Source organism: Aureimonas sp. AU40, assembly GCF_001463785.1.
GTDB lineage: Bacteria > Pseudomonadota > Alphaproteobacteria > Rhizobiales > Rhizobiaceae > Aureimonas.
The window spans coordinates 15,799-41,169 of sequence record NZ_BBWL01000044.1; the positions used below are offsets into that span (position 1 = coordinate 15,799).

At 68.6% G+C, this 25,371-nt stretch carries 18 protein-coding genes and 1 pseudogene; 10 read left to right on the forward strand and 9 right to left on the reverse strand.

Features of this window, described 5'->3' with window-relative positions; all coding sequences use genetic code 11:
• Positions 1-193 precede the first annotated feature (193 nt).
• Positions 194-1,714: pseudogene (locus AUL32_RS17200) on the forward strand (methyl-accepting chemotaxis protein); the annotation flags it as partial.
• A gap of 677 nt (positions 1,715-2,391) precedes the next feature.
• Here AUL32_RS17200 and AUL32_RS17205 read toward each other — a convergent pair.
• Entirely contained in the window at positions 2,392-3,903 is a 1,512-nt protein-coding gene (locus tag AUL32_RS17205) for an esterase-like activity of phytase family protein (RefSeq protein ID WP_062117569.1), read from the reverse strand.
• A gap of 555 nt (positions 3,904-4,458) precedes the next feature.
• On the opposite strand from AUL32_RS17205, the gene AUL32_RS24625 reads away from it, so the two are divergent.
• Positions 4,459-4,599, forward strand: coding sequence for a DUF1127 domain-containing protein (locus tag AUL32_RS24625; RefSeq protein ID WP_082639895.1), 141 nt, complete (start codon positions 4,459-4,461; stop codon positions 4,597-4,599).
• A 172-nt stretch (positions 4,600-4,771) separates the two neighbouring features.
• On the opposite strand, the gene AUL32_RS17210 is transcribed toward AUL32_RS24625, so the two are convergent.
• From AUL32_RS17210 to AUL32_RS17230, 5 genes are all read right to left on the reverse strand, one after another.
• The gene (locus tag AUL32_RS17210; RefSeq protein WP_244497942.1) at positions 4,772-7,453 is read right to left on the reverse strand and encodes an ATP-binding protein; all 2,682 of its coding nucleotides are present in this window, start codon (positions 7,451-7,453) and stop codon (positions 4,772-4,774) included.
• Positions 7,454-7,635: 182 nt separating this feature from the next.
• Positions 7,636-8,952, reverse strand: a complete 1,317-nt coding sequence (locus tag AUL32_RS17215) for a cation:proton antiporter (RefSeq protein ID WP_062117572.1) — start codon at positions 8,950-8,952, stop codon at positions 7,636-7,638.
• Between the two features lie 369 nt (positions 8,953-9,321).
• Complete coding sequence (locus AUL32_RS17220; protein ID WP_062117575.1) at positions 9,322-11,406, reverse strand: HAMP domain-containing methyl-accepting chemotaxis protein; 2,085 nt, start codon at positions 11,404-11,406, stop codon at positions 9,322-9,324.
• Between the two features lie 253 nt (positions 11,407-11,659).
• Positions 11,660-12,169, reverse strand: coding sequence for a MarR family winged helix-turn-helix transcriptional regulator (locus AUL32_RS17225; RefSeq protein ID WP_062117578.1), 510 nt, complete (start codon positions 12,167-12,169; stop codon positions 11,660-11,662).
• Positions 12,170-12,614: 445 nt separating this feature from the next.
• The gene (locus AUL32_RS17230) at positions 12,615-13,952 is read right to left on the reverse strand and encodes an aspartate aminotransferase family protein (protein ID WP_062117579.1); all 1,338 of its coding nucleotides are present in this window, start codon (positions 13,950-13,952) and stop codon (positions 12,615-12,617) included.
• Positions 13,953-14,382: 430 nt separating this feature from the next.
• Between AUL32_RS17230 and AUL32_RS17235 the strand changes: the two genes are divergently transcribed.
• The 8 genes from AUL32_RS17235 to AUL32_RS17270 are packed head-to-tail and all read left to right on the forward strand — an operon-like array spanning position 14,383 to position 22,031.
• Positions 14,383-15,063, forward strand: coding sequence for an MtnX-like HAD-IB family phosphatase (locus AUL32_RS17235; protein ID WP_062117582.1), 681 nt, complete (start codon positions 14,383-14,385; stop codon positions 15,061-15,063).
• Entirely contained in the window at positions 15,063-15,998 is a 936-nt protein-coding gene (locus tag AUL32_RS17240; RefSeq protein ID WP_062117587.1) for a hypothetical protein, read from the forward strand. The genes AUL32_RS17235 and AUL32_RS17240 overlap by 1 nt, the downstream gene beginning before the upstream one ends.
• Entirely contained in the window at positions 15,995-16,387 is a 393-nt protein-coding gene (locus AUL32_RS17245) for an EamA family transporter (RefSeq protein ID WP_062117590.1), read from the forward strand. Before AUL32_RS17240 ends, AUL32_RS17245 begins: the two co-directional genes overlap by 4 nt.
• Positions 16,384-17,247, forward strand: a complete 864-nt coding sequence (locus AUL32_RS17250) for an alpha/beta hydrolase (protein ID WP_061978349.1) — start codon at positions 16,384-16,386, stop codon at positions 17,245-17,247. The genes AUL32_RS17245 and AUL32_RS17250 overlap by 4 nt, the downstream gene beginning before the upstream one ends.
• Positions 17,244-18,440 carry a GNAT family N-acetyltransferase gene (locus tag AUL32_RS17255; protein ID WP_062117593.1) on the forward strand — a complete coding sequence of 399 codons (1,197 nt, stop codon included), beginning with the start codon at positions 17,244-17,246 and terminating at the stop codon, positions 18,438-18,440. The genes AUL32_RS17250 and AUL32_RS17255 overlap by 4 nt, the downstream gene beginning before the upstream one ends.
• On the forward strand, positions 18,437-18,844 hold the full coding sequence (locus tag AUL32_RS17260) for a DMT family transporter (protein ID WP_061978351.1): 408 nt from the start codon (positions 18,437-18,439) through the stop codon (positions 18,842-18,844). The genes AUL32_RS17255 and AUL32_RS17260 overlap by 4 nt, the downstream gene beginning before the upstream one ends.
• Positions 18,841-20,652, forward strand: a complete 1,812-nt coding sequence (locus AUL32_RS17265) for a sensor histidine kinase (RefSeq protein ID WP_062117599.1) — start codon at positions 18,841-18,843, stop codon at positions 20,650-20,652. The genes AUL32_RS17260 and AUL32_RS17265 overlap by 4 nt, the downstream gene beginning before the upstream one ends.
• On the forward strand, positions 20,649-22,031 hold the full coding sequence (locus tag AUL32_RS17270; protein WP_062117600.1) for a sigma-54-dependent transcriptional regulator: 1,383 nt from the start codon (positions 20,649-20,651) through the stop codon (positions 22,029-22,031). Before AUL32_RS17265 ends, AUL32_RS17270 begins: the two co-directional genes overlap by 4 nt.
• A gap of 43 nt (positions 22,032-22,074) precedes the next feature.
• Here AUL32_RS17270 and AUL32_RS17275 read toward each other — a convergent pair whose 3' ends face one another.
• From AUL32_RS17275 to AUL32_RS17285, 3 genes are all read right to left on the reverse strand, one after another.
• Positions 22,075-22,782 carry a hypothetical protein gene (locus tag AUL32_RS17275; RefSeq protein WP_062117603.1) on the reverse strand — a complete coding sequence of 236 codons (708 nt, stop codon included), beginning with the start codon at positions 22,780-22,782 and terminating at the stop codon, positions 22,075-22,077.
• A gap of 75 nt (positions 22,783-22,857) precedes the next feature.
• The gene (locus AUL32_RS17280; RefSeq protein WP_062117606.1) at positions 22,858-23,583 is read right to left on the reverse strand and encodes an SDR family oxidoreductase; all 726 of its coding nucleotides are present in this window, start codon (positions 23,581-23,583) and stop codon (positions 22,858-22,860) included.
• 73 nt (positions 23,584-23,656) lie between these two features.
• A complete protein-coding gene (locus AUL32_RS17285) occupies positions 23,657-25,288 on the reverse strand; it encodes an FGGY-family carbohydrate kinase (protein ID WP_062117609.1) in 1,632 nt (543 codons plus the stop codon).
• Positions 25,289-25,371: the final 83 nt, after the last annotated feature.

Here is a 25,371-nt window from a genome sequence, read left to right on the forward strand (position 1 = left end):
CGGGCGCAGCCATTCCACGCATACGGATCGGTCGATCGCCTTCGCCCCCGCAGCAGCGGGGCGTGGCGGGCGTGCGCCCCCGCACGTCACGCGGTCGCTCGGCTCGCGCGCCCTGTCCGGTCCCCAGTCCCCTCTGCCGCAGACCCGAACCCCCTTGTCCTCCCTCGTTTCCCTTGGAACGGAAGGTGCCTTGATGCTCAGCATGTCGAATCTTCGAATGAAGGCCAAGATCGTCCTTCTGTTCACGATCATAGCCGCCACGATGATCGCGGCGGTCGCCGTGATCTTCAGCGGCAAGACCACCTTGTCCAACACGATGCGATGGAACGACCACACGCATGATGTGATGGCCGACGTGGACCAGCTGACGGCTGCGATGGTCGACCGGGAAACCGGCATGCGCGGCTTCCTCATCACCGGCGCGCCCGCCAATCTCGATCCCTACCGCGCGGGCTCGGCCCGGTTCGCCGACGCTCTGCGCGAAGCGCGCGAAATGACGGCCGACAACCCGGCGCAGCAGACCCGCCTGGCGCGGGTCGGCGAGCTCGCCGATCAATGGACGAGCGAGGTGGCCGAGCCGGCGATCGCGCTGATGGCCGATCCCGCGACGCGCGAGCGCGCCTGGAACTTCGAGATCACCAATGCCGGCAAGAAGACGATGGACGAGCTTCGCGCGGTGACGGGCGAGATCATCTCCACTGAGAAGGGACTCTTGGAAATTCGTCAAAAAGACGCCGCTTCGGCCGAGCGGATGATCGAATGGGCGATCGGCGGTGGCCTCTTCGGCATGATCGCGATGCTCGTGATCTCCGGCATCATGCTGGTGCGCGCCACCTCCGCGCCCTTGCAGCGCGCCGTCGGTCTGGCGCAGGCCATCAGCGCGGGCGATCTCACGCAGTCCGTCGAGATCACGGGGCGCGACGAGATCGCCGACCTTCAGCGCGCCATGAACGCGATGAGCGGGAAGCTTCGCGAGATCATCTCCGACGTCATCGGCTCGGCCCAGCAGGTCGCCGCCGGTTCGCACCAGTCGGCGAGCACGGCCGAGCAGCTGAGCCAGGGCGCCAGCGAGCAGGCCGCCTCCACCGAGCAGCTGGGGCAGGGCACGGTCGAGCAGGCCGCCTCGGCCCAGCTTCTGAGCCGCGGCATTTCCGAACAGGCCGCCTCCACCGAGCGGCTCAGCCAGGGCGCCACGGAACAGGCCGCCGCCACCGAGCAGGCCTCGGCCGCGATGGAGGAAATGTCGGCCAATATCCGCCAGACCGCCGAGAACGCCACGACCACGGAAAAGATCGCCGCGCAGGCCTCGGTGAACGCCGAGAAGAGCGGCAAGGCGGTCGCCAATTCCGTGGAGGCGATGCGCACCATCGCCGGCAAGATCCGCATCGTCCAGGAGATTGCTCGCCAGACCGACCTTCTGGCGCTCAACGCCGCGATTGAGGCGGCGCGTGCCGGCCAGCATGGCAAGGGTTTCGCGGTGGTGGCCTCGGAAGTGCGCAAGCTCGCCGAGCGCTCGCAGCAGGCGGCCGCCGAGATCAGCGACCTGTCGACCTCGACGCTCTCGATCTCCGAGGAAGCGGGGCGGATGCTGGAGCAGCTCGTGCCCGACATCCAGCGCACCTCGGAACTGGTGGGCGAGATTTCGGCCGCCTGCCGCGAGCAGAACACTGGTGCCGAGCAGATCAACCAAGCGATCCAGCAGCTCGACAAGGTGACGCAGCAGACCAGCGAGGCAGTGCAGCAACTGGACGAGGTGGCGCAGCAGAACGCCAAGGCCGTGCAACAGCTCGACGAGATCGCGCAGCAAAACGCCGCCGCCGTTCACCAGCTCGACCAGATCACCCAGCAGAACGCCTCGGCCTCCAACGAGATGTCCGCGACCGCCGAGCAGCTCTCGGCCGAGGCCTCGCGCCTGACCGATCGCGTCGCCTTCTTCCGCCTCGGCACGGAGACCGAAGGGTCGCACCGGCCGGCAGCGCCCGCGCGCTCCGACGTGCGCGCGCTTCAGGCCGAGGTGGATCGTTTCGCCACGAGCCGCCCGCCCGTCGTGAAGCCGCTGGCCGCCAAGCCCCTGCCCGTGAAGTTGCCCGTCACCAAGCCGGCGGCAGCCGCGTCGGCCGCCCCAGCGCACCGCGCGCTCCCCGCCAAGCGCGTCGCCCGGGGCGGCATCGCCCTCGACCTCGGACCGGAGGACGGCGAGACGGGCTTCGAGAAGATGAGCTCGTAACGCCGAGGGTAGACCCGGCCTAAGACACAAAACCCCGCCTTGCGGCCTCGTGCCGCAAGGCGGGGTTTTTTGTTGCCACGCCGACGCCAACGGCTTCGGCGCAAGGGAGAAGGCGAGGTCCTATGGCTACCCGTCCCCCCTGCGCTCGAAGCGGGGCGCCCGGCTTACCAGCCGAGCTTCACGGTCTCGGGCAGGGTGAGGCGGTAGGCCAGGACCATGCTGTCATTGTCGAGCCCGGCATCGTAGCTCTTGCCCTGCATCACGCCCTTGGTGGTGAGGAAGTCGTTGTCGTTGCCGACGAACAGGAAGACGTCGTTGGGGGCGTTCGGGTCGCGCGCTGGGGCCAGCGCCAGCGCCTCCCACTTTTCCGACAGGGTCTTGGCGTCGGCCTTTTCGTTGTCGATGTTGAGCCCGACGCGCGCCAGCTGCACGGGGTTCAGCATGTTGACGAGAACGGCGGATTTCACCGGCGTGATGGCGGGGTCGAGCACGTTGCGCTCGCCGACCTTGGGGGCGATCGGTTTGGTGGTCGTCTCAAAGTCGGTGCCCGCCAGATTGGTGGCGCCGGCGGTGTCCACCACCAGGATCTGCTTGACCATTTCGGGGTTCTTGCAGCCGCAGCCCCAGCCGTTTCCGTCGCGCGTCAGAAGCAGGAACTGGTGGTTGCTGAGCGCGGCCATTTCGCTGAGCGCAGCGGTCGCGTCGATCTCGCCATTGCCCTTCTTGGAATAGACCGGCAACTCCAGGGCGTAGACGGCCTTGGGTGCCTTGGGCAGCGCGTCGGCGGAGATGTCGTAGACATAGACGCGGGTCGTGGCGCGGTTGGCCTGGTTCTTGGAGGCCGAGGAATCCTGCACCGCGCCGCTCTGCAGCACGGCGAACAGCGTCTTGCCGTCCGGCGAGATCGACAGGGCTTCCAGCCCCTGGTTGTTGCGGCGGCCCGTGTCCGGGGCCTTCAGCGAATTGTCGTCGATCCGTCCGTCGGTCATCGGCACGATGGCGGGGCTGGGGTCGATGATGCCTTCCAGGCGGCCGTCGGCGGCGAAGAGATAGATGTCGGCGGCATATTCGTCGCTGACATAGATGCGCCCGTCGGCCCGGCGCGCCACGCCTTCGGCGTCGAGCGACAGGCGGCCGGCGCCGAGCGCTCCCTCGGCCGGCGAGGGCAGGACATGGCCGTTCTCGGTCATCGTGTGGCTGGCGGGGTCCGCGCCCGTGGTCGGCTTGCCGTCGAAGCCGGTGAGCGGCGTGCCGGTGCCCGTGGGCGTCACGCTCAGCGTGCCGGCCTTGCCGTCGAGCTTCAGCGACAGGTCGAAATCCACCAGCCGGCCCTGGTAGTCGGAGAAGAAGCCCTTGTCCGGCTCGTTGTAGCCGCGATCGGGCAGGGTGCGCAGGCGCGCGGTGTAGCCCTCCGCCGTCTTCTGCCAGCTGCCCGGCTCGATCAGCATGGCCGAGAAGGAGCCGAGCGTGTCGCCGAGAAAGTCGAGATTGGCGGCGGGCACGCGCGCCGCCGCGACGAGCCCGTGATTGACGAAGGTTTCGCCGTTCAGCACGGCCGTTTCCTCGCCCGGCGCCTCCGACACGGAAGCCTTGGGATAGGCGACCGGCTCGGCCCGCGCCGCACCGGCAAAGGCGGCGGCGGCGAGGAACAGCGCGGTGAGACGGCGAATGCGCATGGGAAACCTCCGAAAGCGGCAAGGGGCAGGCCTGCGCGCGTGATAGGACGCGATCCGTGACGATTGCATGACGCCGCGTCCCGCTTTTCGGTTTCTTAAACTGTCCTCGGAAACGGGCTGTTTTGCTTTGGCGGCTCCGTTCGACGGCGTAGCGTATTCGCTTGTTTTGGAAATGCTCCCGCCGTTCATCTCTCAGGGAGGGTGCCTCGCCAGGGGCGGCGAGACGAGGAACGCGGGGAAATGCGTCCGCTGACCGGCAGGCCAGAAAGGCCGACCACAGACTCGCCAATGTTCGGCCCGCCATAAGGCGGGTGAGGCGCCAAGCCGCTGAACGGACGGCTTAAACGGTCGAAAAACGGTCCCTTATCACCTGAGCCATGCGCGGAAGTAGGTTAACAAAGAGTTTATCCAATAGAGCCATTCGCTGACTGCATGTCTCCCTTGCCGCTTTTGCGCTGCACAACGGAAGGGGAAGCCGGTACATACGGGACATCGAACACGCAGGACCCCGCCGGCCACCACCGATGAGAGGCCGGACCGGAAAGATCAGAGACCATGACCCTCGCTCGCCTCTTCGAAGACAAAACCCAGTTTCGCCCCAATGCGCGCGAGCTGAACCGCATGACGGCCCGTGAGCTGTCCGACATCGGCATGTCCCGCTTCGACATGCCGACCGCCCGCCGCACGGCGCGCTAACAGTTTCTCCCTTTCGCTCCGACCGGTCCTCCCCCGGTCGCGGCGTTCGAGCCGACCGGTTCCTCCCACCGCCGGCTCACCCTTGACGCCCTTGCCGGTCCTCCCCCGGCAAGGGCGTTTTTCGTTTGGGAACCGCCCTTGCCGGCGCGCGGGCCTGTCGGCCTCGCCGCCGTCAGCTGTTGATGAGATCCTTGATCCGCCGGGCGAGAACGGTGAGATCGAAAGGCTTGGTCACGACCTGCATGCCGCTTTCGAGATGGCCATGGCTGAGAACGGCGGTCTCGGCATAGCCCGTCACGAACAGGACCTTCAGCCCCGGGCGCAGGGCGCGCGCGGCGTCGGCCACCTGCCGCCCGTTCATGCCCTTGGGCAGGCCGACATCGGTGACGAGAAGATCGACGCCGATACCCGAGCGCAGGATCTCCAGCCCTTCCGGCCCGTCGGCGGCCTCGATCGCGCTGTAGCCGAGGTCTTCCAGGACATCCACCACGAGCATGCGCACCAGTGGTTCGTCGTCGATCACCAGCACGGTTTCGCCCGCGCCCGTTCGCGGGCTCGCCGGTTCCGGCTCGGGCACCCGCGCATCCGCCTCGGCCACGGCGTGGCGGGGCAGGAAGATCGTCACCGACGTGCCCTCGCCGACCTGCGAATGAAGGCGCACCTCGCCGCCCGACTGCTTGGCGAAACCGTAGATCATGGACAGGCCAAGCCCCGTGCCGAGGCCTATCGGCTTGGTGGTGAAGAAGGGCTCGAAGACGCGCTCCATGATCTCGGGTGCCATGCCGACGCCGTTGTCCGACACGGTGAGCGAGGCGTAGTCGCCCGGCGGCATGTCGCGCACCAAGGCCGCGCGCTCGGCGATCGTGCGGTTGGCGGTCTCCAGCACGAGGCGCCCACCATGGGGCATGGCGTCCCGCGCGTTGATGCAGAGGTTGAGAAGCGCGTTCTCCAACTGGTTCGGGTCCACCAGAACCGGCCAGAGCCCCGCCGTACCATGCACCTCCACCGCGATGGCGGGGCCGACCGTCCGGCGCACCATCTCCTCCATACCGGCGACGATCCGGTCGACATCCGAGGGCTTGGGCTCCAGCGTCTGGCGCCTCGAGAAGGCGAGCAGGCGATGGGTCAGCGCCGCGGCGCGCTTGGCCGCGCTTTGCGCGGCGGTCATGTAGCGGTCGATCTCGCCGAATCGCCCCTGCGCGATGCGCGTCTGCATCATGTCGAGCGAGCCGGAAATGCCGGCGAGCAGATTGTTGAAATCGTGCGCGAGGCCGCCCGTCAGCTGACCCACCGCTTCCATTTTCTGGCTCTGGCGCAGTGCCTCCTCGGAGAGCATGAGCTCGGCGGTCTTGTCAGCGACGCGCTGCTCCAGCGTTTCGGTGAGGCTGCGCAGCATTTCGGTGACGCGCTCGCGCTCGGCCTCGATGGCGCGGCGCTCCTCGATGTCGATCAGGACGCCGGGAAAGTTCAGCGGCGTGCCGTCCGGCCCATGCTCGACCCGGCCGTTCGCCTCCAGCCAGTAATAGTTCCCGTCGGCGCGGCGCGTTCGGTACTGGTGCGCATAGGCGCCGCCGCGCGTGATCGCCTCACCGATCGCGGCGGCGAGCGCTTCTTGGTCGTCGGGGTGGACGGTGCTCACGACCTGCGCGAGGCTCAGACCATCCCGGCCGAGCGCGGGGTCGAGGCCGAAGGCTTTGGCAAAGGCTTCGTCCACGGTGAAGCGGTCGCTCGGCAGGTCCCAAAGCCAAGTGCCGATGATGGCCCCAGCCGATAGCGCCAGTTGCACGCGCTGCACGTTCTCGCGCGACAGCGCCTCGCTATCACGTAGCGCCTGCGCGGCGCTCGCGCGCTCCACGGCGATGCGAAGGCGCATGGCGAACTCGCGGATGAGGTCGAGATCCTCCTCCGGCCAGGCCCGAGCGTGGACGTCGTTGACATAGAGAAGCGCGACCAGCCGCCCCTGCTCGACCAGCGGCACGTTCACGAAGGCCTGCCCGCTCAGCGCCTTCAGCTGGTCCGCCGCATCGACGGTGCGCGGATCGAGGCGCGCGTCGGGAATGACATTGGTGTCACCGCGCTTCAGGTCCTCGACATAGCTACCGTAGCTGCGCAGATGGATGTCGGGCGCCAGGCCCTCGATGCCCGGCGCGTTCCATTCCCGCCGCACGCGCAGAACCTCGCTTTCAGGATCGATCGTGCCGTAGCCGACCCGGCTGACGCCGAGCGCGCGGCCGAGGATCGCATTGGCCCCTGCGGCCAGCTCGTCCGCGTTCTCGACATCGCGAAACACGTTGCCGAGCGCGATCAGCGCGTCGCGCCGGATGCCGATCCGTGCCTGTTCGGTGACTTCGGTGGCGAGCAGGAGCACGCCGGCAAAGCCGCCATCCTCCCCCTGCACGGGCGAAAAACTGTAGGTCCAGGCGGTCAGCTCGTCGCGATCGTGGCGACGCATCGTCATGGCGAGGTTCTCGATGGCGAAGCCCGCGCCGGTGCGCAGCACCTCGGCGACCTGGGGGCCGAGAACTGGCGCGATGTCGGTCAGCACCTCCGGCATTGGACGACTGAAGGCCAGCGGATGGCGGTCGCCGAGCGCCGCGCCATAGGCGTCGTTGTAGAGGAGCCACTGCTCCGGCCCCCAGTAGAGCGCGGCGATGCCCTTGGCGTTCAGGACCAGCGAAAGCGAGGAGCGCAGCGACTGCGGCCAGGTCTCGTAGGCGCCGAGCGCGCTGGCGGACCAGTCGGTCTCGCGCACCCGCCGGCCCATCTCGCCGCCGCCGATCATCGGCATCACGCCGTGCCGCACGGCTTCGATAGCGGGCGCGGCGTCCAACGTGGCATCGGCAGTCTTGGTCATCGGCCGATACCTGACGAGTTGGAGACCTGTCGCGCCGCTCGGGAGACCGGGGCGGGCGCTTCGCGCCATGCCCCCTCGAACGTGCTCCCGATCTGCATAGCGCGCAAGGCTTTCGCAAGCCAATGATTTGAGCGAGTCCCGTTCGCGGTGGTGTGGAGTGCCGTTGGGGCGGTGCCGTGCCGCTAGCGCTCCGTCGCCGGCCCCTGCAGCCCGGGCGGCGGGGTGGCTTGGCCGGTGTCGGGGTCCCGGCCGTGCGTGCGGTCGAGCCGGCGCATAATGGGCGTGACCGTCAGCCCGTGCATGAGGATCGAGACGAGGATCACCAGACCGACGATGGCCCAGAGCCGTTCGCCGTCTTGCACCCCCTCGATATGGTTGAGCCCATAGGCGAGATAGTAGATCGAGCCGACCCCGCGAATGCCGAAAAAAGCGAGCGTCAGCCGCTCGCGCCCGTCAGCGGGGTGGCCGAGAAGGCCGACAAGGCCGGTGAGCGGACGGATCACGAGGAGTATGGCGAGAACCGCCGCGACATCGACCCAGCGCAGCGGCGCCAGAAGGCCGCTGACCAGCGCGCCGCCGAACAGGATGAGCAGGACCATCATGGCGATGCGCTCGATCTGCTCGGTCAGCGCGTGCATGTCCCGCTGGAAGTCGTGGTCGCGATGGGCGTGGCGGAAGGTGAGGGCGGTGACGAACACGGCGAGGAAGCCGTAGCAATGGATCAGTTCGGTGACGCCATAGGAAACGAAGGTCGCCGACAGGGCGATCAGCCCGTCGCCGGTCTTGGCGAGCTTCGTCTTGGCGGGAACGTGGAAGGTGAGCCAGCCGAAGAGCTTCCCGATCGCGTAGCCGCCCGCAACGCCCGCCCCGATTTCCCAGACGACGTTCAAACTCAGCCAATGCGCGAACCAGGGCTTGCCACTCGTGCTCGCCGCCGCCAGCGCGATGGCGAGATGCACGAAGGGAAAAGCGAAACCGTCGTTCAGCCCGGCTTCCGAGGTGAGACCGAAGCGGACCTCGTCCTCCTCGCCGGATTTGGGCGGGCCGACCTGCACGTCGGCGGCCAGAACCGGGTCGGTCGGCGCGAGCGCGGCGCCGAGGAGAAGCGCCAACGTCCAGGAGAGGCCGATCCACCAGCCGGCGAGCATCGTGATCGCGGCGATGCCGAGCGGCATGGTGATGCCGATCAGCCGCCAGGCGACCGACCAGCGCCGAAAGCCGAAGACGCGGTCGATCTTCAGGCCCGCGCCCATCAGGGCGATGATGACGACGAATTCCGAGAAGCGCTCCACCAGCTCGGGGTGGTGGAGCGGCAGCGGGCGCAGCGTCACCTGCGGCAGGGAGAAGATCAGCGCGCCAAGCCCAATGCACACGATCGGCAGAGAGAGCGGCAGGCGCCGCAGCGCCAGCGGCAGCCACGCCACGAGCGCGATCAGGACGCCGGCCCCGGTGAGAACGAGAATGTAGGGATCGGGCGACCAGCTGAAGGGAAAGCTCATTCCCCCTCAACGGCGCGGAGTCGCGAAGGCTCCGGCCGTCGATAGCGCGGCGGCGCGGTCCGACGCTCGACGCCGCTTGCGCTCGGTCGAGGGAGAGGGCGCGCCTTTGGCTATTCGCGGTTTTTCAGAGATTGTCTTCCGGTCCGGTCCGGTCCGGTCCGGTCGCTCCGCCGTGCTTGTCACGTCACCCGATGGCGGGGCATGGGGCGCGCAGAGCGTTGCCCATCCTCGCCGCTGCGCCCTCGCATCCCGCAAGTTCGCCGCCTCGCGGCCGTCGAAACATTCCTCGGCGGCTCTCCGCCGCCGCGCTTGTCGAAAAGCCTCTCCGATCTTTCGATCGATCCCGCTCCGCCCGAAAACGCGAGCGCGTCAGGCGCTCAGGCGCTCGAAGCCCTTGTCGCTGTCGAGATCCATGTCGAAGCCGCTGTCGGATCGCGGCGCGGGGGCGGGCGCCTGCTTGGCGGCCACCGGCGCGCGCTTGCCATGAGCGGCGCCGAAGGCCTGGACATTGGCGCGAAGCGCCTCGACCTTGGCCTGGCGCGCCGCGGCGGCGGGCTTGGAGCCAATCCCATTCTCCAGCTTGAAGAAGCTCGTGGTGGCTTCCAGGCGCTGCACTTCGCTCGACAGCTGGCCGGCGGTCGCGGCCATCTCGTTGGCCGATCCGGCGTTGCTCTGCGTCACCTGGTCGAGCTGCTGGATGGCCTGGTTGATCTGCTCGATGCCGACCGACTGTTCGCGGCAGGCGGCCGAAATTTCGGACACGAGCTCGGCAGTCTTCCGGATGTCCGGCACCAGCGCATCGAGCATCCGGCCGGCCTCCTCGGAGGTGACCAGCGTCTGCGCCGACAATTGCCCGATCTCCTGCGCCGCCGACTGCGATCGCTCCGCGAGCTTGCGAACCTCGGAAGCGACCACCGCAAAACCCTTGCCATGCTGGCCGGCGCGCGCGGCCTCGATCGCCGCGTTCAGCGCCAGAAGGTCGGTCTGGCGCGCGATCTCCTGCACCACCGAAATCTTCTCGGCGATGATGCGCATCGCCTCCACCGAGGCGCCGACCGCCACACCGGTCTTCTCGGCGCTCTCGGAGGCCTGACGGGCGATCTTCTCGGTGGTGCCGGCATTGTCGGCGTTCTGGCGCACGTTGGCGGTCATCTCTTCGACGGCGGCGGAGGCCTCCTCGGAGGCGGCGGCCTGCTGGCTGGAGCCGGCGGAGAGCTGCTCGGCGGTCGCGGCCGACTGCGAGGAGCCGGACGCGACCTGACCGGCGGACTCGCGGATCGAGACGACCGTCTCGTTCAGCTTCACCCGCATCTGGCAGATCGTCGTGAGAAGATCGCCGATCTCGTCGTTCTGTCTCACCCGAATACGCTCGGAAATGTCACCGCCGCCGATCTTGCGCGCGTGGTGCATGGCCAGATTCAGACCGCGCGAGATCGACAGGGCCAGCCAGAGCGCGGCGCCGGCGCCGAGCAGCAAGCCGAGTCCGATCAGCACCAGCATCGTCAGGCGGGTCGTGCCGTACTGGTCCTGCGTGTCGCTCGCCAGCCCCTCGGCGACCTTCGTCTCGGCGGCGATCAGCTCGTCCATCTGCTTGATCGTGGCGAGGAGAAAGGGCCGTCCCTCGCCGGAATAGAGCGTGTTGGCGTTTTCCACGGACTTGGTCATGCCCAGCGCGCCGATCTTCTCGACCAAGGGCTTCAGGTCCGCCCAGTTGCCCATCTGCTCCTTCGCGTCGGCCGCCAAGGGCGTGTCCTCGGCGGCGGCAAGATAGGCGTTCATACCTTCGTCGAACGCCTTGAAGCTGGTCTGGAAGACATCGAACGCCGCTGCCCCGCGCGCCTTGTCCGGTTCCCCCGTCGCGACCTTCAGCCGGTACATCATCTGAGGCAGACCGAGCCGGGCCGCGGAGGCGGCGTCGCGCAGCCGGTCGTTAGAGCCCTCCGTCCTGATGCGCTCGCGTGCCAGGCGGAAATCCTCGGTCAGCTCGTCCACCAGCGGAACGGCCTTCTGGGCGAACAGCTCGTTGGCGCGCGTCGTGGTGTTCTCTTGGATCAGGTCCATGGTTTTGTTCACCATGCCCTGCCAGGTCTGGATCGCCGCCAGGACGGCATCGGCCGTCGCGGGCGTGCCGACCGCGTCCGGCGTCAGGGCGTCGCGATAGCCCTTCATGATCGAGAGCTCGTCGGCCAAGCCCTTCTCGATCGAGGCGCGGACCTCCGCCATTTCGGAATCGTCCTTGGAGGCCAGCATCCGGTTGACGCTGCGGCCGATGTTCTGCATCCCGCGCGCCGCGTCCTCGACCCGTTTGGTCTGTGCATAGGGGCGCGAGACGAAGGTCTGCATGTTCTCGTTGGAGAGCTGCAGCCCGTGCAGCCCGTAATACCCCGTGCCTCCCATCAAGGCGAGAACGCCAGCGAACGCGGTGGCAAGCTTGAGCTTGATGGTGAGGCGCATGGGCGTCGTCCGCGATAGAGAAAGCTATCACGGGATGATGATATGGGTCCGTTGCCTTTGAGCTAAGGTGAACGCGTGGCCCCTCAACAATCGCGTGCGATCGGATGCGGCCTTTCGCCGCCAACCCCTTGACCGCTCGCAAGAACGCGACGGGTCCACAAGCGATGCCACTCTTCAAGCCCATCAGACCGTTCGCGAAACCGGGCGCCGCGCTCTCAGACAGGTAGACTCAGCTTCGCGCCGGGGCGCGACCTCAGTCGCGCTTGGCGGATACTTTGGCCACGATCGGCGCAGCGGTCGGGGTCACGTCAGGGCACTTCGCCAGATTGGCGCGGATCATGGTCAAGCCGGCGGTGATGCGAACGAGGTCTTCGCGCTCGATCCCCTTGGCCATGGCCTGGTAGATTTCGGTCAGGGTCGGTTCGAGATCGGCCACCACCTTGGCCGCGTTGTCTGTCGGCTCGACGAGCTTGAGGCGCCGGTCGCCCGGGTCCTTCTTGCGCTCGATGAGCCCGAAGGATTCCAACCGATCGAGATAGACCGACAGCGTCATGGGCTCGATTCCCATGCGCTCGGCCAGGACGACCTGCCGGGTGCTTTGATGCCGCATGACATAATCCAGGGTCCTGATCTCACCCGGCGTCAAGCTTACGCTGCCTCCCTTAAGATGCCGCTCGGTCACTTGGCGAAGAGCCAGGGCGGTCTCAATCAGGAGGAACCAGAGAAGTCTTTCCGGTGATTGGCTGGAAAGCGAATGCATCATGACCAATATCTCGATAAACCAGGCATTTTTACCCTGGAGTTATAATAAGGTGCGAGAAAAACCTCATCGCGCGAAAGATTTTACTAAGCGACCCAGCCATATTGTCGCAGGCCGACCTTATGTTCGACTCATTGTAATCTTCAAGTTGTAATTTGGTAACTTACCACTTGGCAATACAGGCTGGCGCCAGCCCCTCATTGCCGTGGACGCCACCGGTCGCGAACGGCTCGCTCTCGTCTCATAGGCGGCAATTCAGCGGTGCTGCGCGGTTCCGGGGCGGCGATGTCGACGCGGCGCACTCAGCGGCGGGCCGGCGCGCGGCGGAAGCGGGCTTCGGTTTTGGGTCTCGGGCGGGCGGGCGCAGGGGCCGGCGGGCGAGGACCGGTATCGGCATTTCGTCGGGAGTGCCCGGCCCCGGACGCGCTGTCCGGGGCCGGGCGGCTTTTCAGCTAAGCGTTGCGACGACTTCGCGGGCGGCGGCGAGCGTCGTGTCCACGTCGAGATCGGAATGCGCGAAGGAGACGAACAGGTTCTCGTAGGCGCCGGGGTGGAACAGGATGCCGCGCTCGATCATGCCCAGCCACCAGCGGCGGAACATGTCCTGGTCGGCATGGCGCTCGGCGTCGCGGTAGTTGTGGATCGGGGCGTCGGAGAACCAGACCTGAAGCACGGGGCCGAGGCCGACCACATGCGCCGGCAGGCCGCTCGCCTTGAAGATCTCCTCCAGCCCATGGCGCAGCCGGTCCGACACGGCGTAGAGGCGCTCGTAGGCGCCGGGCTCGTTCAGCTCGTCCAGCGTGGCGTTGGCGGCGGCCACCGCGATGCCGTTGGCGGTGTAGGTGCCGGCGAGCGAGACCGTGCCGTCCGACACGAGATCCATGATCTCGCGCCGACCGCCGACCGCCGCGACGGGGAAACCGCCGCCCAGGCCCTTGGCGAAGACGGAGAGGTCGGGCGTGATGCCGAAGATCCCTTGCGCGCCGGCGAGACCGAGGCGGAAGCCGGTGATGACCTCGTCGAAGATCAGGACGATCCCGGCCTCGGCCGTCATCTCGCGCATCGCCTCGAGATAGCCGGGCAGGGGCAGGATGCAGCCGGTGTTGCACATCATCGGCTCGGTCAGCACGGCGGCGATCTCGTGGCCCTGCTCGGCGATGACGCTGCGCAGCGCCTCCGCGTCGTTCCAAGGCAGGATGATGAGGTTCTCTTCCACGCCCTTGGGCAGGCCCGGGCCCTGCGGCACGGGAACGGGGCGCGCATCCGGCCCCGCCGTCTCGATCTTGGGATGCTTGCTCCAGTAAACGCCGTCGGAGAAGCCGTGATACATGCCCTCGAAGCGCACGATCTTGCGCCGTCCGGTATAGGCGCGGGCGAGGCGCGTGGCGTAGAGAACGCCCTCCGTGCCGGTGTTGGACAGGCGCACGCTCTCCACGCTCGGCACGGCGGCGATGATCTTGCGGGCGAGATCGGCCTCGGCCGCTGCCGGCAGCGCGAAGACCGTGCCGACATTCTCGATCTGCTCCACCACGGCGCGCGTGACGCGCGGCGGACGGTGGCCGAGGATCATCGGTCCAAGCCCCAGGAGATAGTCGACATAGTCGTTGCCGTCGGCGTCGATCACATGCGAGCCGCTGCCGCTGGTGACGAAGAGCGGATAGGGCTCCCAGCCCGACCAGGTGGCGCGGGCGGTCGAGTTGACGCCGCCGGGAATGACCTCCTGCGCGCTGGCGAAGAGGCTGGCGCTGGTGTCGGTGCGGCGCTGGAGCTTGAGGGCGATGTTCAAGGCTGTTCTCCGTAGGGGGCCGGGCGGCTTTGCCCGTTCGTCCTGCCGCCGCCGGATCGTCGGCGGCCGGGCGGGGCTGATCCACCCTCTGCATTTGCCGTGCCAAGTTCGGCGCGGCTTGGGGCCCCAAGGGATTGCGCCGGAAGGGAGGGCTGACGCCTCGCCAAAGGCGACCACGCAACGCGGGGGCGGCTCCAAAAAATGGAGGAAATCGAAAAAGATCAACCTTACCAATAGGTTGAGACTCTGGCTGCAGGAGTGTCGTCGGCAGGGTGCCCGCTCTCCTCCAAAATTTGGAGGGCGGCTCGCGGGCCGATTTCGGCCGTCCAGCGCGCGCGCCCTTCGCGCCCGGCCTTTCCCTCACTTGGCACGGGCTTTGCCAAGGAAGGGTGAAAGGCGGCGCCTCCGGCCCGTGGCAAGGACGACATTCATGGGTTTCGACATCTTGTGCGACTTCGACGGCACGATCTCGCGCTCCGACGTGACCGATCTTCTTCTCGAACGGCTGGCCGTCCCCGGCTGGGAAGCGGTGGAAGCGTCGTGGGAGCGCGGCGAGATCGGCTCGCGCGAGTGCATGGCGCGCCAGGTGGCGCTGATCGACGCCTCGGCCGAAGAACTCGACGCGGTTCTGGAAGAGGTCGAGATCGACCCCGGTTTCCCCGCCTTTCTCGGCGCCGCTCTCATGCTCGGCGCGCGGGTCAGCGTCGTCAGCGACGGGATCGACTACGCCATCCGCCGCGTCCTCGCCCGCCATGGCGTGCGCGGCCTGCCGGTTCTGGCCAACCGCCTCGTGGCGACGGGCGAGCGCTCCTATCGTCTGGAGCATCCCCACGCGGAAGCGGGCTGCGCCAGCGGCGCCGGCACCTGCAAATGCGCGGTCGCCAGCCATCAGGCGACCAGCCGGCGCATCCTGATCGGCGACGGGCGCTCGGATTTCTGCGGCAGCGGCGCGGTCGAGCTGGTGCTTGCCAAGGGCGCGCTCGCCGCCCATTGCGAGGATCTCGGCCGCCGGCATGTCGCCTTCGCCAGCTTCGACGAGCTGACGGCGCAGCTTGCCCAGATCGTCGATCTCCTGCCGCCGCTGGAAAGGCGGGCGACGGAGGCCGCGTGATGCGCCGCGCGCCCTTGCGCCTTCTCGATCTCGACGGCAGCCTGCCGGAGCAGGCGCCGCTGGCCGAGCGCCTGCGCGACGGGCGGGCCGAGCGGATCGACCTCACGGCCTTGGGCAACCCGCTCCGGCTCTGGTCCTCGGGCCGCGACTGGCGGCGGCTGGAAGCGGCGTTGGCGACAAGCGAGCGCGGGGGCCCTGCGCCCTTTCTCACGCTGTTCGGCTCGGGCGACTATCACCATGTCTCGGCGGCGCTGATCGCCCGCGCGCCGGGGCCGCTCAGCGTCGTGCATTTCGACAATCACCCCGACTGGTGCCGCTGCTTTCCCGCCCGCCATTGCGGCGGCTGGGTGAACATGGCCTTGGCGCAGGATCATGTGCAGCGCGTCGTGACCATCGGCCCCTGCGCCGACGATCTCCACCGGCCCGACCGCAAGGGCGCCAATCTCGAGGCGCTGTCGGACGGCCGGCATCAGGTCTTCGCCTGGCGCCGCGCGCCGACGCCGACGCGCAAGAGCGTGTCCGACGGGCCGGGCCATCGCGTCCGGTCCGGCGAGATCCACTGGCGCAATGTCGAGGCCGAGAATTTCACCTGCTTCATGGACGAGCTGATCGCCTCGCTGCCGGCCGGCCGGGTTTGGATCACCGTGGACAAGGACGTTCTGGCCCCGAGCGAGGCCGTCACCAACTGGGACCAGGGCCAGATGCCGCTGGCGCGCGTGATCGAGGCGATCGGCATGATCGGGCAGGCGCGCGAGATCGTCGGCGCCGATATCTGCGGCGACCATGCCCCCGCCCGCCATCGCCACCCGATGAAGCTCACCGAGGCGTGGATGGACCAGCCGCGCGGCGGGCCGCCCGGCGGGTCGCAGGCCGCGCTGGCCCGCAACGGCGAGGCCAACCGGCGTCTTGTTGAAGCGCTGGAGGCTTTCGCATGAGCGGCCTCGCCGCGCCCCTGGTGCTGGGGCTGACTGTGATCCTCGATGTCGGCGGCCAGATCCTCTTCAAGACCGGGCTTGACGGATCGGACGAGACCGACACGGCGCAACAAGAGAAGGCAGGGGGCGAAAAGACCGGCCTCGTGCGCCGCGTTCTCGGCTCGCCGCAGATCGCGGCCGGTGTCGGCCTCTATGCCGTCGAGTTCGTCGCCTGGCTCTTCGTCCTGTCGCACATGGATCTCTCGGTCGCCTTCCCGATCGCCACCCTTTCCTATGTCGGCGTCGTCCTGGCGAGCCGGCTCTTCCTGGGCGAGGCGGTGCCGCCGCGCCGCTGGATGTCCACCCTACTCATCGCCGCCGGCGCGGCGCTTGTCGGAGTCAGCGCATGAACGCTTCCTTTCACAACGGCCTGTCTCCCGACGAGGGCTTCGCCTTTCCCGGCGGCGACGCGGCGGTGCTGCTGATCCACGGCCTCGGCGGCACGCCCGCCGAGATGAAGCTGGTCGGTCGGCGCATTTCGCAGGCGGGCTTCGCCGTCCACGGGCTGCGCCTGCCCGGCCATTGCGGCACGGAGGCCGATCTCGTCGCCACGCGCTGGACGGACTGGCTGCGCGCGGCGGTGGAGGCGGCGGAGCGCCTGAGCCAGCGCTACGAGCGGGTCTTCGTCGGCGGCCTGTCCATGGGCGCGCTGCTCTCGCTCATGGTGGCGTCGGAGCTGGGCGAGCGCATCTCCGGCACGCTGCTTTACTCGCCGACGCTCTTCTACGACGGCTGGAGCATTCCGCGCACGCGCGTTCTCCTGCCCTCCGTCATGGCGCTCGGCCTCGGCCGGTTCGCGCGCTTTCGCGAGAGCTACCCTTACGGGCTGAAGGACGAGCGGCTGCGCGCCAAGATCGTCGCGGCCATGCGTAAGGGGAACAGCGCCGAGGCCGGCCTTCTCGACACGCCCGGGCGCAGCATCCACGAGATCATGAAGCTGATCCGCGTGGTGAAGAAGCGCCTGCCGGGCATCAAGACGCCCGCACTCGTGGTGCAGGCGAGCGAGGACGATGTCAGCAGCCCGCGCAATGCCGGCTACATCGCCCGCCATCTCGGCGGCCCGGTGGAGCTGCAGCTTCTCTATGACAGCTACCACATGATCACCGTGGATCAGGAGCGCGACACGGTCGCCGACGTTTCGGTGAACTTCATGCGCCGCCTGGGCGCGCCGACCGCCCTGCCGCAGGCCGAAGCCGGGGTGTTCCTGTGAGCGCGGACTTCACGCTGCACGCCAGCGTCGAGGAGATCGGCCGGGAGGCGTGGGAGAGCTGCTTCGGTCGCGAGCCCGAGAATTTCGACTTCTACCGCGCCTGCGAGGCGGCGGGGCCGCCGGGGTTCACCTGGTTCTACGCCGTGCTGCGCGACGCTGCCGGCGTCGTCGCCATCGTGCCGGGCTTCGGCACGCGCTACCGCGTGGACACGACCCTGCAAGGGGGCCTGCGCCGCTTCACCGACCGGCTCCACCGGCTGGTGCCGTTTCTGATGGAGCTGAACCTCTTCGCGCTCGGCTCGCCGGTCGCGGAAGTCTGCCATGTCGGCTTTTCGCAGCGTGTGCCCGTCGGCGGGCGCGAGGCGCTGCTCGGCCAGCTGGTGGATGCCGCGCGGGGCGAGGCCGCCCGGCGCGGCTACGGTCTCTTCGCGGTGAAGGACGCGGCAGAGCGCGACGAAGCCTTGTGGGCGCCGATCGTCGAACGCTCGGGCTTTGCGCTTCTGCCAGGCCTGCCGACCGCCAGCCTCGATCTGCCCTTTCGCTCGGTGGACGATTATCTCGCAACGCTCGGGCGCAACATGCGCCGTGACCTTCGCCGCAAGCGCAAGGCCTTTGCCGGGGTGCGCGTCGAGCGCCGCCGCAACATCGACGATCTCGGCGACGAGGTCTACGCGCTCTACTGCCAGACCGTGGACAACAGCGAGCTGCAGTTCGAGCATCTGCCGCGCGACTATTTTCCCGCCATGCTTCGCCATCTGGCGCCGCAGGCCGCGATGGTGCTCTATTTCCACGAGGAGCGGCTGTTCGGCTTCAATTTCGTGATCGAAACCCCCGAGCGCCTGATCGACAAGTATATCGGCATGGACTACGCCGTGGCGCGGACCCTGAATTTCTACTTCAACAGCTGGATGGTGAACGTCGCTTGGTGCATCGAGAACGGCGTGCCGGTCTACCAGAGCGGACAGGCCTTCTACGGGCCGAAGCTGCGGCTGGGATGCCGCCTGTCGCCCAACGGCCAGTATTTCCGCCATCGCAACAAGCTGGTGAACGCGATCCTGCTCCAGGTGGCGCGCGTCGTGCGGCTCGACCGGTTCGACCCGGCGATCGCCGATCTGGTGGAGGCCGACCGCGAGGAGGCCGATCATCAGGATGCCCATCATCACGGGGCGACGTTCGCGGGGAAGGGCGCGTGAGCGCGACGCCCCATGCGGCTAGCGAGGCGCGGCCGTCTCGGCTCCTGCGTCAGTTTTTGGCCTGGGGCGCGCTGATCCTGTTCGAGACCCTGGCGCAGGTGGCGCTGAAGGAAGCGGGCGAGGGCCTGTCGGGCGTCGCCTTCGGCCGGCCCTGGCTGGCGGCGGCGCTGCATGAGCCCTGGGTGCTGGCGGCGGCCTGCGGCTATATCGGCGCGTTCCTCGCCTGGATGACCATCCTCGACCGGATGCCGCTGTCGCGCGGCTTTCCCATGAGCTCGCTGGTGACGGTCGCCATCATCGCCGCCTCGGTTCTCGTGTTCGGCGAGACGCTGGACGGCTGGCGCCTCGCCGGCATCGCCCTGATCCTCTCTGGTCTCGCCTTGATGGGGAACGAGGAGGCGTGAGGGCAGACAAGGTCCGGCGGCTCTGGCGCGACTCGATCCGGTGGAAGCTGGTGGCGGCGCTGGTGGCCGTCAGCGTCCTGCCCATGCTCATCACCTCGCAGATCGCCGCCTCCGTCGTGTCGGCGACCTATACGGAGAATGTCGAGACCTGGCTGTTCCAGATCGGCCGCTTCTTCCTCGCCAGCGTCAAGCGCGGCGGCGAGGACATCGCGCCCGCGCTCAATACGCCCGAAACGCGCCATCGCATCGAGAAGATGGCGGCCAAGACGCGGGCCGGCAATTCGGTCGGCAACGAGCAGCCCTTTCTCAACGCGCTCGGCTTCGACCTCCTGACCCTGCGCGAGACGAACGGCCGGCTGCTTTATTCCAACCTGCCCTTCGAGCAGTTGAAGCGCCTGCCCTTCGAGGGCGGCAACGACGTCTATCTCTTTCGCGGCGGCGGGCGCACGGTGATCATGACCGGGCACGAGCGCCAGGTGGAAACGCCGACCGGGCCGGTGGAGGTCTTCGCCGGCGCCTTTCTCGATGATTCCTTCATCAAGGACATCGGCACGATCGGCTCGCTCGACCTCACCCTCTACTACCCGATCGACGGCAAGTTCCGGCCGGTCTATTCCTCCTCGTCCAATGTCGAGCCGGCGCCGGACGCCGATACGCTGGCGGCGCTGGTCGGCCTGCCGCGCGGCAGCTATATCGACCGCACGGGCAGCACTGAAGGCTCCTCGATCGGCATCCTGATCCCGGTGCGGGACGGCGACCGGCTGGTGGGCGTCGTCGCCTGCTCGCTAGAGGTCGATCTCGGCGGCGTGCCCATCGCCGGCACCAACGCGCTGCTCTGGGTCATCTTCGCCACCGGCATGGGCTTGGCCGTCGTGGTCGGCATCGCCTTGTCCGGCTTCGTCACGCAGCGCGTCGCCCGGCTGGCGGAGGGCGTCGGCGCCGTGGCGGCGGGCGACTTCTCGCAGCAGATCCCGGTTCAGGGAAACGACGAGCTGGACCGGCTCGTCGCCTCGTTCAACGCCATGTCGCTGCAACTTCAGGACTATCGCCAGCTTCAGGCGCGCCTGCGCCGTAAGGAGCGCTTCGCCACCTTGGGTGAGGTGGCGGCCGGCTTCGCGCATGAGGTGCGCAACCCGCTCGGCATCATCAAGACCACGGCCGAGCTGGTGCAGCGGCGCACGGAACTCGCCGAAGCCGACCGGCGGCGCCTCGGCTATGTCGCGGAAGAGGTGCGCCGCATCGACCAGCTGATCCGCGATTTCCTCGTCTTCGCCCGCCCCGCCCAGCGCACCAGCACGCTGACCGCGAGCGAGCTGGTGGAGCGCGCGCTCGGCTTCTGCCGCGAGGAGATCGAGCGGCGCGGCGTCGCGCTGGGCATCGAGGACCGCTCGCGCGGCGCGCTGGTGACGGTGGATCTCGACCAGATGGCGCAGGCCTTCCTGAACCTCGTGCTCAACGCGCTGGCGGCGATGGAAGAGGGGGCCGAAGCCGTCGACGGCACCTTGGCCAAGCTCAAACGCCTTCGCATCGAGATCGGCCCCGTGGCGGGCGCTAACCTGCCGATCCGCCTCACTGATACCGGGCCGGGCATTCCGCCCGAGCTTCTGGAGCGCGTCTTCGATCCCTTCGTCACCACCAAGGCCCAGGGCACGGGACTTGGCCTTGCGACGGTCTTTGCGATCGTGGAAGGTCATGGCGGGTGGATCGAGGCCCGGAACGCTCCGCAGGGAGGCGCGGTCTTCGAGCTGACGCTTCCCGTCGCCGCCCCCCCGGTGGCCGCCCCCGCAGCGCAAGAACTGGACCGATGACGCACACGATCCTGATCGTCGACGACGAGGAAAGACTGCTGGACGTGCTGGGCGGCATGCTGGAAAATCTCGGCTACGAGGTGCTCCAGGCCGTGGGCGCGCCCGCCGCCCTCGCGCAGCTCGGCGCCCAGCCCGTCGATCTCGTGCTGACCGACCTGCGCATGCCCGGCATGAGCGGGCACGATCTTCTAGTCGAAATCCGCCGCACCCATCCCATCCTGCCCGTCGTGGTGATGACCGCCTTCACCACGGTTCGCGACGCCGTGCAGATGATCAAGGACGGCGCCTTCGACTATATCGGCAAGCCGATCGAGGTGGAGGAGCTGGAGGCGACGGTGGCCAACGCGCTGCGCCTGCACGACGCGCTGCGCGACAACGACCGGCTGCGCCGCGAGCTGGAAGGACGCTACCGCGTCGAGGGCCTGGTCGGCATCTCGCCCGCCATGCAGGAGGTGACCAAGGCCATCGCCGAGGTCGCGCCCTCGCGCACCACGGTTCTCGTCACCGGCGAAAGCGGCACGGGCAAGGAGGTCGTGGCGCGCGCCATCCACTTCAACGGCCCGCGCCGGCAAAAGCCCTTCGTCGCGGTCAACGCCGCCGCCATCCCCGAGCAGCTTCTGGAAAGCGAGTTCTTCGGCCATGTGAAGGGCGCCTTCACGGGCGCCAGCGCCAACCGGGTCGGCCGCTTCGCGCAGGCCGACGGCGGCACGCTGTTTCTGGACGAGATCGGCGACATGCCGCTGGCGCTCCAGGCCAAAATTCTTCGCGTCTTGCAGGAGCGCCAGTTCGAGCCGGTCGGCAGTTCGCACACGCGCCATGTCGACGTGCGCATCGTGGCCGCCACTAACCGGAACCTCGGCGCCATGGTGGCCGAGGGCACGTTCCGCGAGGACCTGTTCTATCGCCTCGCTGTCTTCCCGATCGCACTGCCGCCGCTGCGCGAGCGCCGGGAGGACATTCCGCTCCTCCTGCGCCGCTTCGCCGAGGAGATCGGGCCACAGGTCGGCCGGCGCGCGGTGAGCTTCAGCCCGGAGGCGGAGGCGCTTCTCATGCGCTACGACTGGCCGGGCAACATTCGCGAATTGCAGAACTGCGTGGAGCGCTCGCTTCTTTCCTCGCGCGGCCCCACGATCGGGGCCGGCGACCTGCCGCCCTATGTCGAGCAGCGCCCGGCCGCCGCGCGCGAGGGCTTCGACAGCTTTCCCATGGATCTCGACGCGGCGCTGGACGGGTTCGAGCGCGCGCGCATCCTCGCCGCGCTCAAGGAGACCAACGGCGTGCAGGTGGAAGCGGCGCGCCTTCTCGGCATCAGCGAACGCAGCCTCTGGCACCGCATCAAGAAGCAGGGGATCACGGTGACGAAGGCCGTGCTGGCCTAAGGCCCGCAATGCTCCGCCGTCTCGATCCAGTCGAGGTTTCGGATCAGGGAACCTTGAAGGAGAAGTCCACCTCGGCGCCGAGCGTGTTCTCGGCGTGGCCGTCGCGCCTGCCGTTGCCGGCGAGCGGGGTCTGGATCTCGTCGTAGAAAGTGGTGGAAACGCCGGGCGTGAGCGGCACCTTCAGCGCCGTCGTGGCGCCGGCATAGAAGCGGCGCGAGGCGGGCACGGCGTCGCGCGCGTCGACGCCGGTCTTGAAGAAGTCTTCCGTGCCGAGCGTCAGGCGCGGGCCGACCGAGAAGGTCGAGCCGGAAAAGGCCGGCAGGACGAGGTCGCTGCCGAGCGTGAGATGCGCGCCCTGGCCCGAGCCCACATTGTCCAGCGCCTCGGCGCGCAGCCGCACGCGACCCTCGACCGGCCAAAATTCGGCAAAGGCCCCGGCATCGGCGGCCAGCCGGTTCGACACGCGGCGCACGTCCCCCGCCGGGCCGAGCGACAGGCCGTTCCAGTCCAGAAGCGCCCAACCGAAGGCGTCGTCCGGAGCGCCGAACCCTTCGGGCTCGTCGGCCCGGCGCAGCTCGATCGTGGACGGCAGGATCGAATTGTCGCCGCCGGTCGCGACCTCTGCGCTGAAGCCGAGCGTCGCGATCCAGCCCGGCGCATTGGCCGCCTCGCCCGCGCCCTCCGCCGCATGGGCCGAGCTGGCCAGCGCAAGCCAGACCAAGGCGCAAGACAGCGTTCCGATTCTGCGCATGAGCCCATCCTTTCCTCCGAAAGTATAAGAGGAAGGTGCTGCAATTGTGAACCGGCTTCGCCGCTCGCGAACGGGTCAGACGGCGAGGAAGCCGCCGTCCACCGGCAGAACCGCGCCCGACACCATGAGACCGTCGTCCGACAGGAGCATGGCGATCGAGGCGGCGACCTCCTCGGCCTCGGCGAAGCGGTTCATGGGATGGCGCACCATCATGGGGGCGCTCTTGACCGGGTCGCTCCAGGCGGCGACCGCCAGTTCGGTCACCGTGATCGTCGGCGCCACGGCGTTGACGCGGATGCGGTGGGGGCCGAGCTCCTTGGCGAGCACGCGCGTCGCGCCCTCCAGCCCCGCCTTGGAGGCGGCATAGGCGAGATGGTCCTGAAAGCCGCGATGGCCGGCGATCGAGGTGATGTTGACGATGGCGCCGCCGCCGCCCGCGGCGATGCGGGCGCGGGCGAATTCCTGGCAGGCGATGAGCGCGGCGCGAAGGTTGATGCCGATCACGGCGTCGAACCCGGCATCGCTCATGTCGAGGACGCTTTCGAGAACGTTGATGCCGGCGCTGTTGATGAGATGGTCGGCGGTTCCCGCCTCGCGCATCGCGGCCCTGGTGGCGGCGGGGTCGGCGAGATCCACCTGGATCGTGCGCGCCCCGGTCTCCGCCCTCAGGCTGTCGAGATCGGCCTGCGTGCGGCTGAGCGCCACGACCTCCGCCCCCCGCGCGGCCATGAGCTGCGCGCAGGCGCGGCCGATCCCCTTGCCCGCGCCCGTGATGATGACGCTCTTGCCGGAAAACTGCATGGTGGACCTTTCGAAAGGGGAGGGGCCGGCGCGCCGCCGAGGCGGGCGCCGGGGAGGAAAGGGGGCGGGCGCCTCAGTGCACCGAGGCGGCATCCTCCGCCGCGCGGATCTCGCGGGCGGTGCGCTGGAGCGCCAGGAAGGCGGCGTGGCGACGCTCGTGCAGCGCGCGCGTCGCCGGGTTCGGCTCGCAGCGCGTGGCGACGCGCGACAGGGCGGGCATGGCAGTCGCGAGGTCGGGATGCTCGCCTGCCGCCACTGCGCCCAGCATGGCCGCGCCGAGCAGCACCGGCTCCGGGCATTCCGTCACCTCGACCACGCGGCCCGTGGCGTCGGCCAGAAGCTGGCGGGTGAGGGGGTGGACGCCCGCGCCGCCGCTGACGCTGATCGTCTCGACCGAGGCGCCGTGCGCGGCCTGCGTCTCGATGATCTGGCGCAAGCCGTAGCCGAGCGAGCAGAGGCCGGCGACATAGAGTTGGACCAGCGAGGCCTCGCCATTGTCCATGCCGAGACCCGCCACCACGGCGCGCGCATGCGGATCGGCGAAGGGCGCGCGATTGCCCAGGAACTCCGGCACGACATGCAGCCCCGCCGCCAGATGCACGGCCTCGCTGGCCGAGCCGGCGCGCGCCAGCGCCTGTTCCGCCAGCCATTGCGGCAGCGCCTTGCCGGCACTGCCGGCGCGCGCTTCGAGCTCGCCATGCGCGGGGTGGAGCAGGAGCAGCTGGTCGATCGCCGCGCCGGCGGCGGACTGGCCGCCCTCGTTCAGCCAGAAGCCCGGCACCATGGCGGAGAAGTAAGGCCCCCAGACGCCCGGCACGAAGCGGGGCTCGTGCGTCGTCGTCATGGTGCAGGAGGAGGTGCCGAAGACATAGCCTAGGCATGTCGTCGGATCGCCCGTGCCGCCGCTGGCCCCGACCGTGCCGAGACCCCCGGCATGGGCGTCGATCAGCCCGGCGGCGACCGGCGTGCCGGGCCGAAGGCCGAGATCGCGCGCGGCCGCCTCCGTCAGCCCCTGGCCCAGCGCCGTGCCGGGTTCGACCACACGGCGGCCGATGCGCTGGAAGCCCTGGTCGGCGAGATCGCCGAGGCCGATCTGGCGGAAATAGCTCTCGTTCCAGCCGCCCTCGCGGGCGAGATAGGTCCATTTGCAGGTGACGGTGCAGGCCGAGCGATCCCGCGCGCCGGTGGCCTTGAAGGTGAGAAAGTCGGTGAGGTCGAAGAAGTCGGCGGCTTGCTTATAGACCTCCGGCCGGTTTTCGCTCAGCCAAAGGAGCTTGGGCGTCTGCATCTCGGGCGAGATGCGCCCGCCGACATAGCGCAGGACCGGATGGCCCGCCGCGTTGATCCGCTCGGCCTGCTCCGTCGCGCGGTGGTCCATCCAGACCACGATGTCGCGCTCGGGGTGGGCGGGGTCGCCGACCGGCAGGCCCTCGCCGTCCGGCCCCAGCACGACGAGCGAGCATGTCGCGTCGAAGCCGAGCCCGGCGATATCAGTGGGGTCCACGCCCGCCTGCCGCACAGCCTCGCGCGCCGCCTCGCAGACGGCGCGCCAGACCTGCGCGCTCGACTGTTCGGCGATCGTGCCGCCTTCGCGGTGCATGTCGAGCGGCGCCCGGGCGAGCGACAGAAGCTGCCCCTCAGCCCCGAACACGCCCGCCCGCGCCGAGCCGGTGCCGACATCCACGCCCATCCAATATCTCGTCATGCCGGCCCTCGCTCCCCGCGACATTCTCGCCTTGTTTTAGAGCACCTAACAAAAATCTCGTGGGGTCGGCTGGTCGTGTCTTT

What these genes read in the sequence shown, in the direction of transcription:
- AUL32_RS17280 (WP_062117606.1), bottom strand. Translation starts at nt 23,583, where the DNA reads ATGCAGTTTTCCGGCAAGAGCGTCATCATCACGGGCGCGGGCAAGGGG.
- AUL32_RS17270 (WP_062117600.1), top strand. Translation starts at nt 20,649, where the DNA reads ATGACGCACACGATCCTGATCGTCGACGACGAGGAAAGACTGCTGGAC.
- AUL32_RS17235 (WP_062117582.1), top strand. Translation starts at nt 14,383, where the DNA reads ATGGGTTTCGACATCTTGTGCGACTTCGACGGCACGATCTCGCGCTCC.
- AUL32_RS17285 (WP_062117609.1), bottom strand. Translation starts at nt 25,288, where the DNA reads ATGACGAGATATTGGATGGGCGTGGATGTCGGCACCGGCTCGGCGCGG.
- AUL32_RS17245 (WP_062117590.1), top strand. Translation starts at nt 15,995, where the DNA reads ATGAGCGGCCTCGCCGCGCCCCTGGTGCTGGGGCTGACTGTGATCCTC.
- AUL32_RS17210 (WP_244497942.1), bottom strand. Translation starts at nt 7,453, where the DNA reads ATGACCAAGACTGCCGATGCCACGTTGGACGCCGCGCCCGCTATCGAA.
- AUL32_RS17215 (WP_062117572.1), bottom strand. Translation starts at nt 8,952, where the DNA reads ATGAGCTTTCCCTTCAGCTGGTCGCCCGATCCCTACATTCTCGTTCTC.
- AUL32_RS17220 (WP_062117575.1), bottom strand. Translation starts at nt 11,406, where the DNA reads ATGCGCCTCACCATCAAGCTCAAGCTTGCCACCGCGTTCGCTGGCGTT.
- AUL32_RS24625 (WP_082639895.1), top strand. Translation starts at nt 4,459, where the DNA reads ATGACCCTCGCTCGCCTCTTCGAAGACAAAACCCAGTTTCGCCCCAAT.
- AUL32_RS17225 (WP_062117578.1), bottom strand. Translation starts at nt 12,169, where the DNA reads ATGATGCATTCGCTTTCCAGCCAATCACCGGAAAGACTTCTCTGGTTC.
- AUL32_RS17240 (WP_062117587.1), top strand. Translation starts at nt 15,063, where the DNA reads ATGCGCCGCGCGCCCTTGCGCCTTCTCGATCTCGACGGCAGCCTGCCG.
- AUL32_RS17205 (WP_062117569.1), bottom strand. Translation starts at nt 3,903, where the DNA reads ATGCGCATTCGCCGTCTCACCGCGCTGTTCCTCGCCGCCGCCGCCTTT.
- AUL32_RS17250 (WP_061978349.1), top strand. Translation starts at nt 16,384, where the DNA reads ATGAACGCTTCCTTTCACAACGGCCTGTCTCCCGACGAGGGCTTCGCC.
- AUL32_RS17275 (WP_062117603.1), bottom strand. Translation starts at nt 22,782, where the DNA reads ATGCGCAGAATCGGAACGCTGTCTTGCGCCTTGGTCTGGCTTGCGCTG.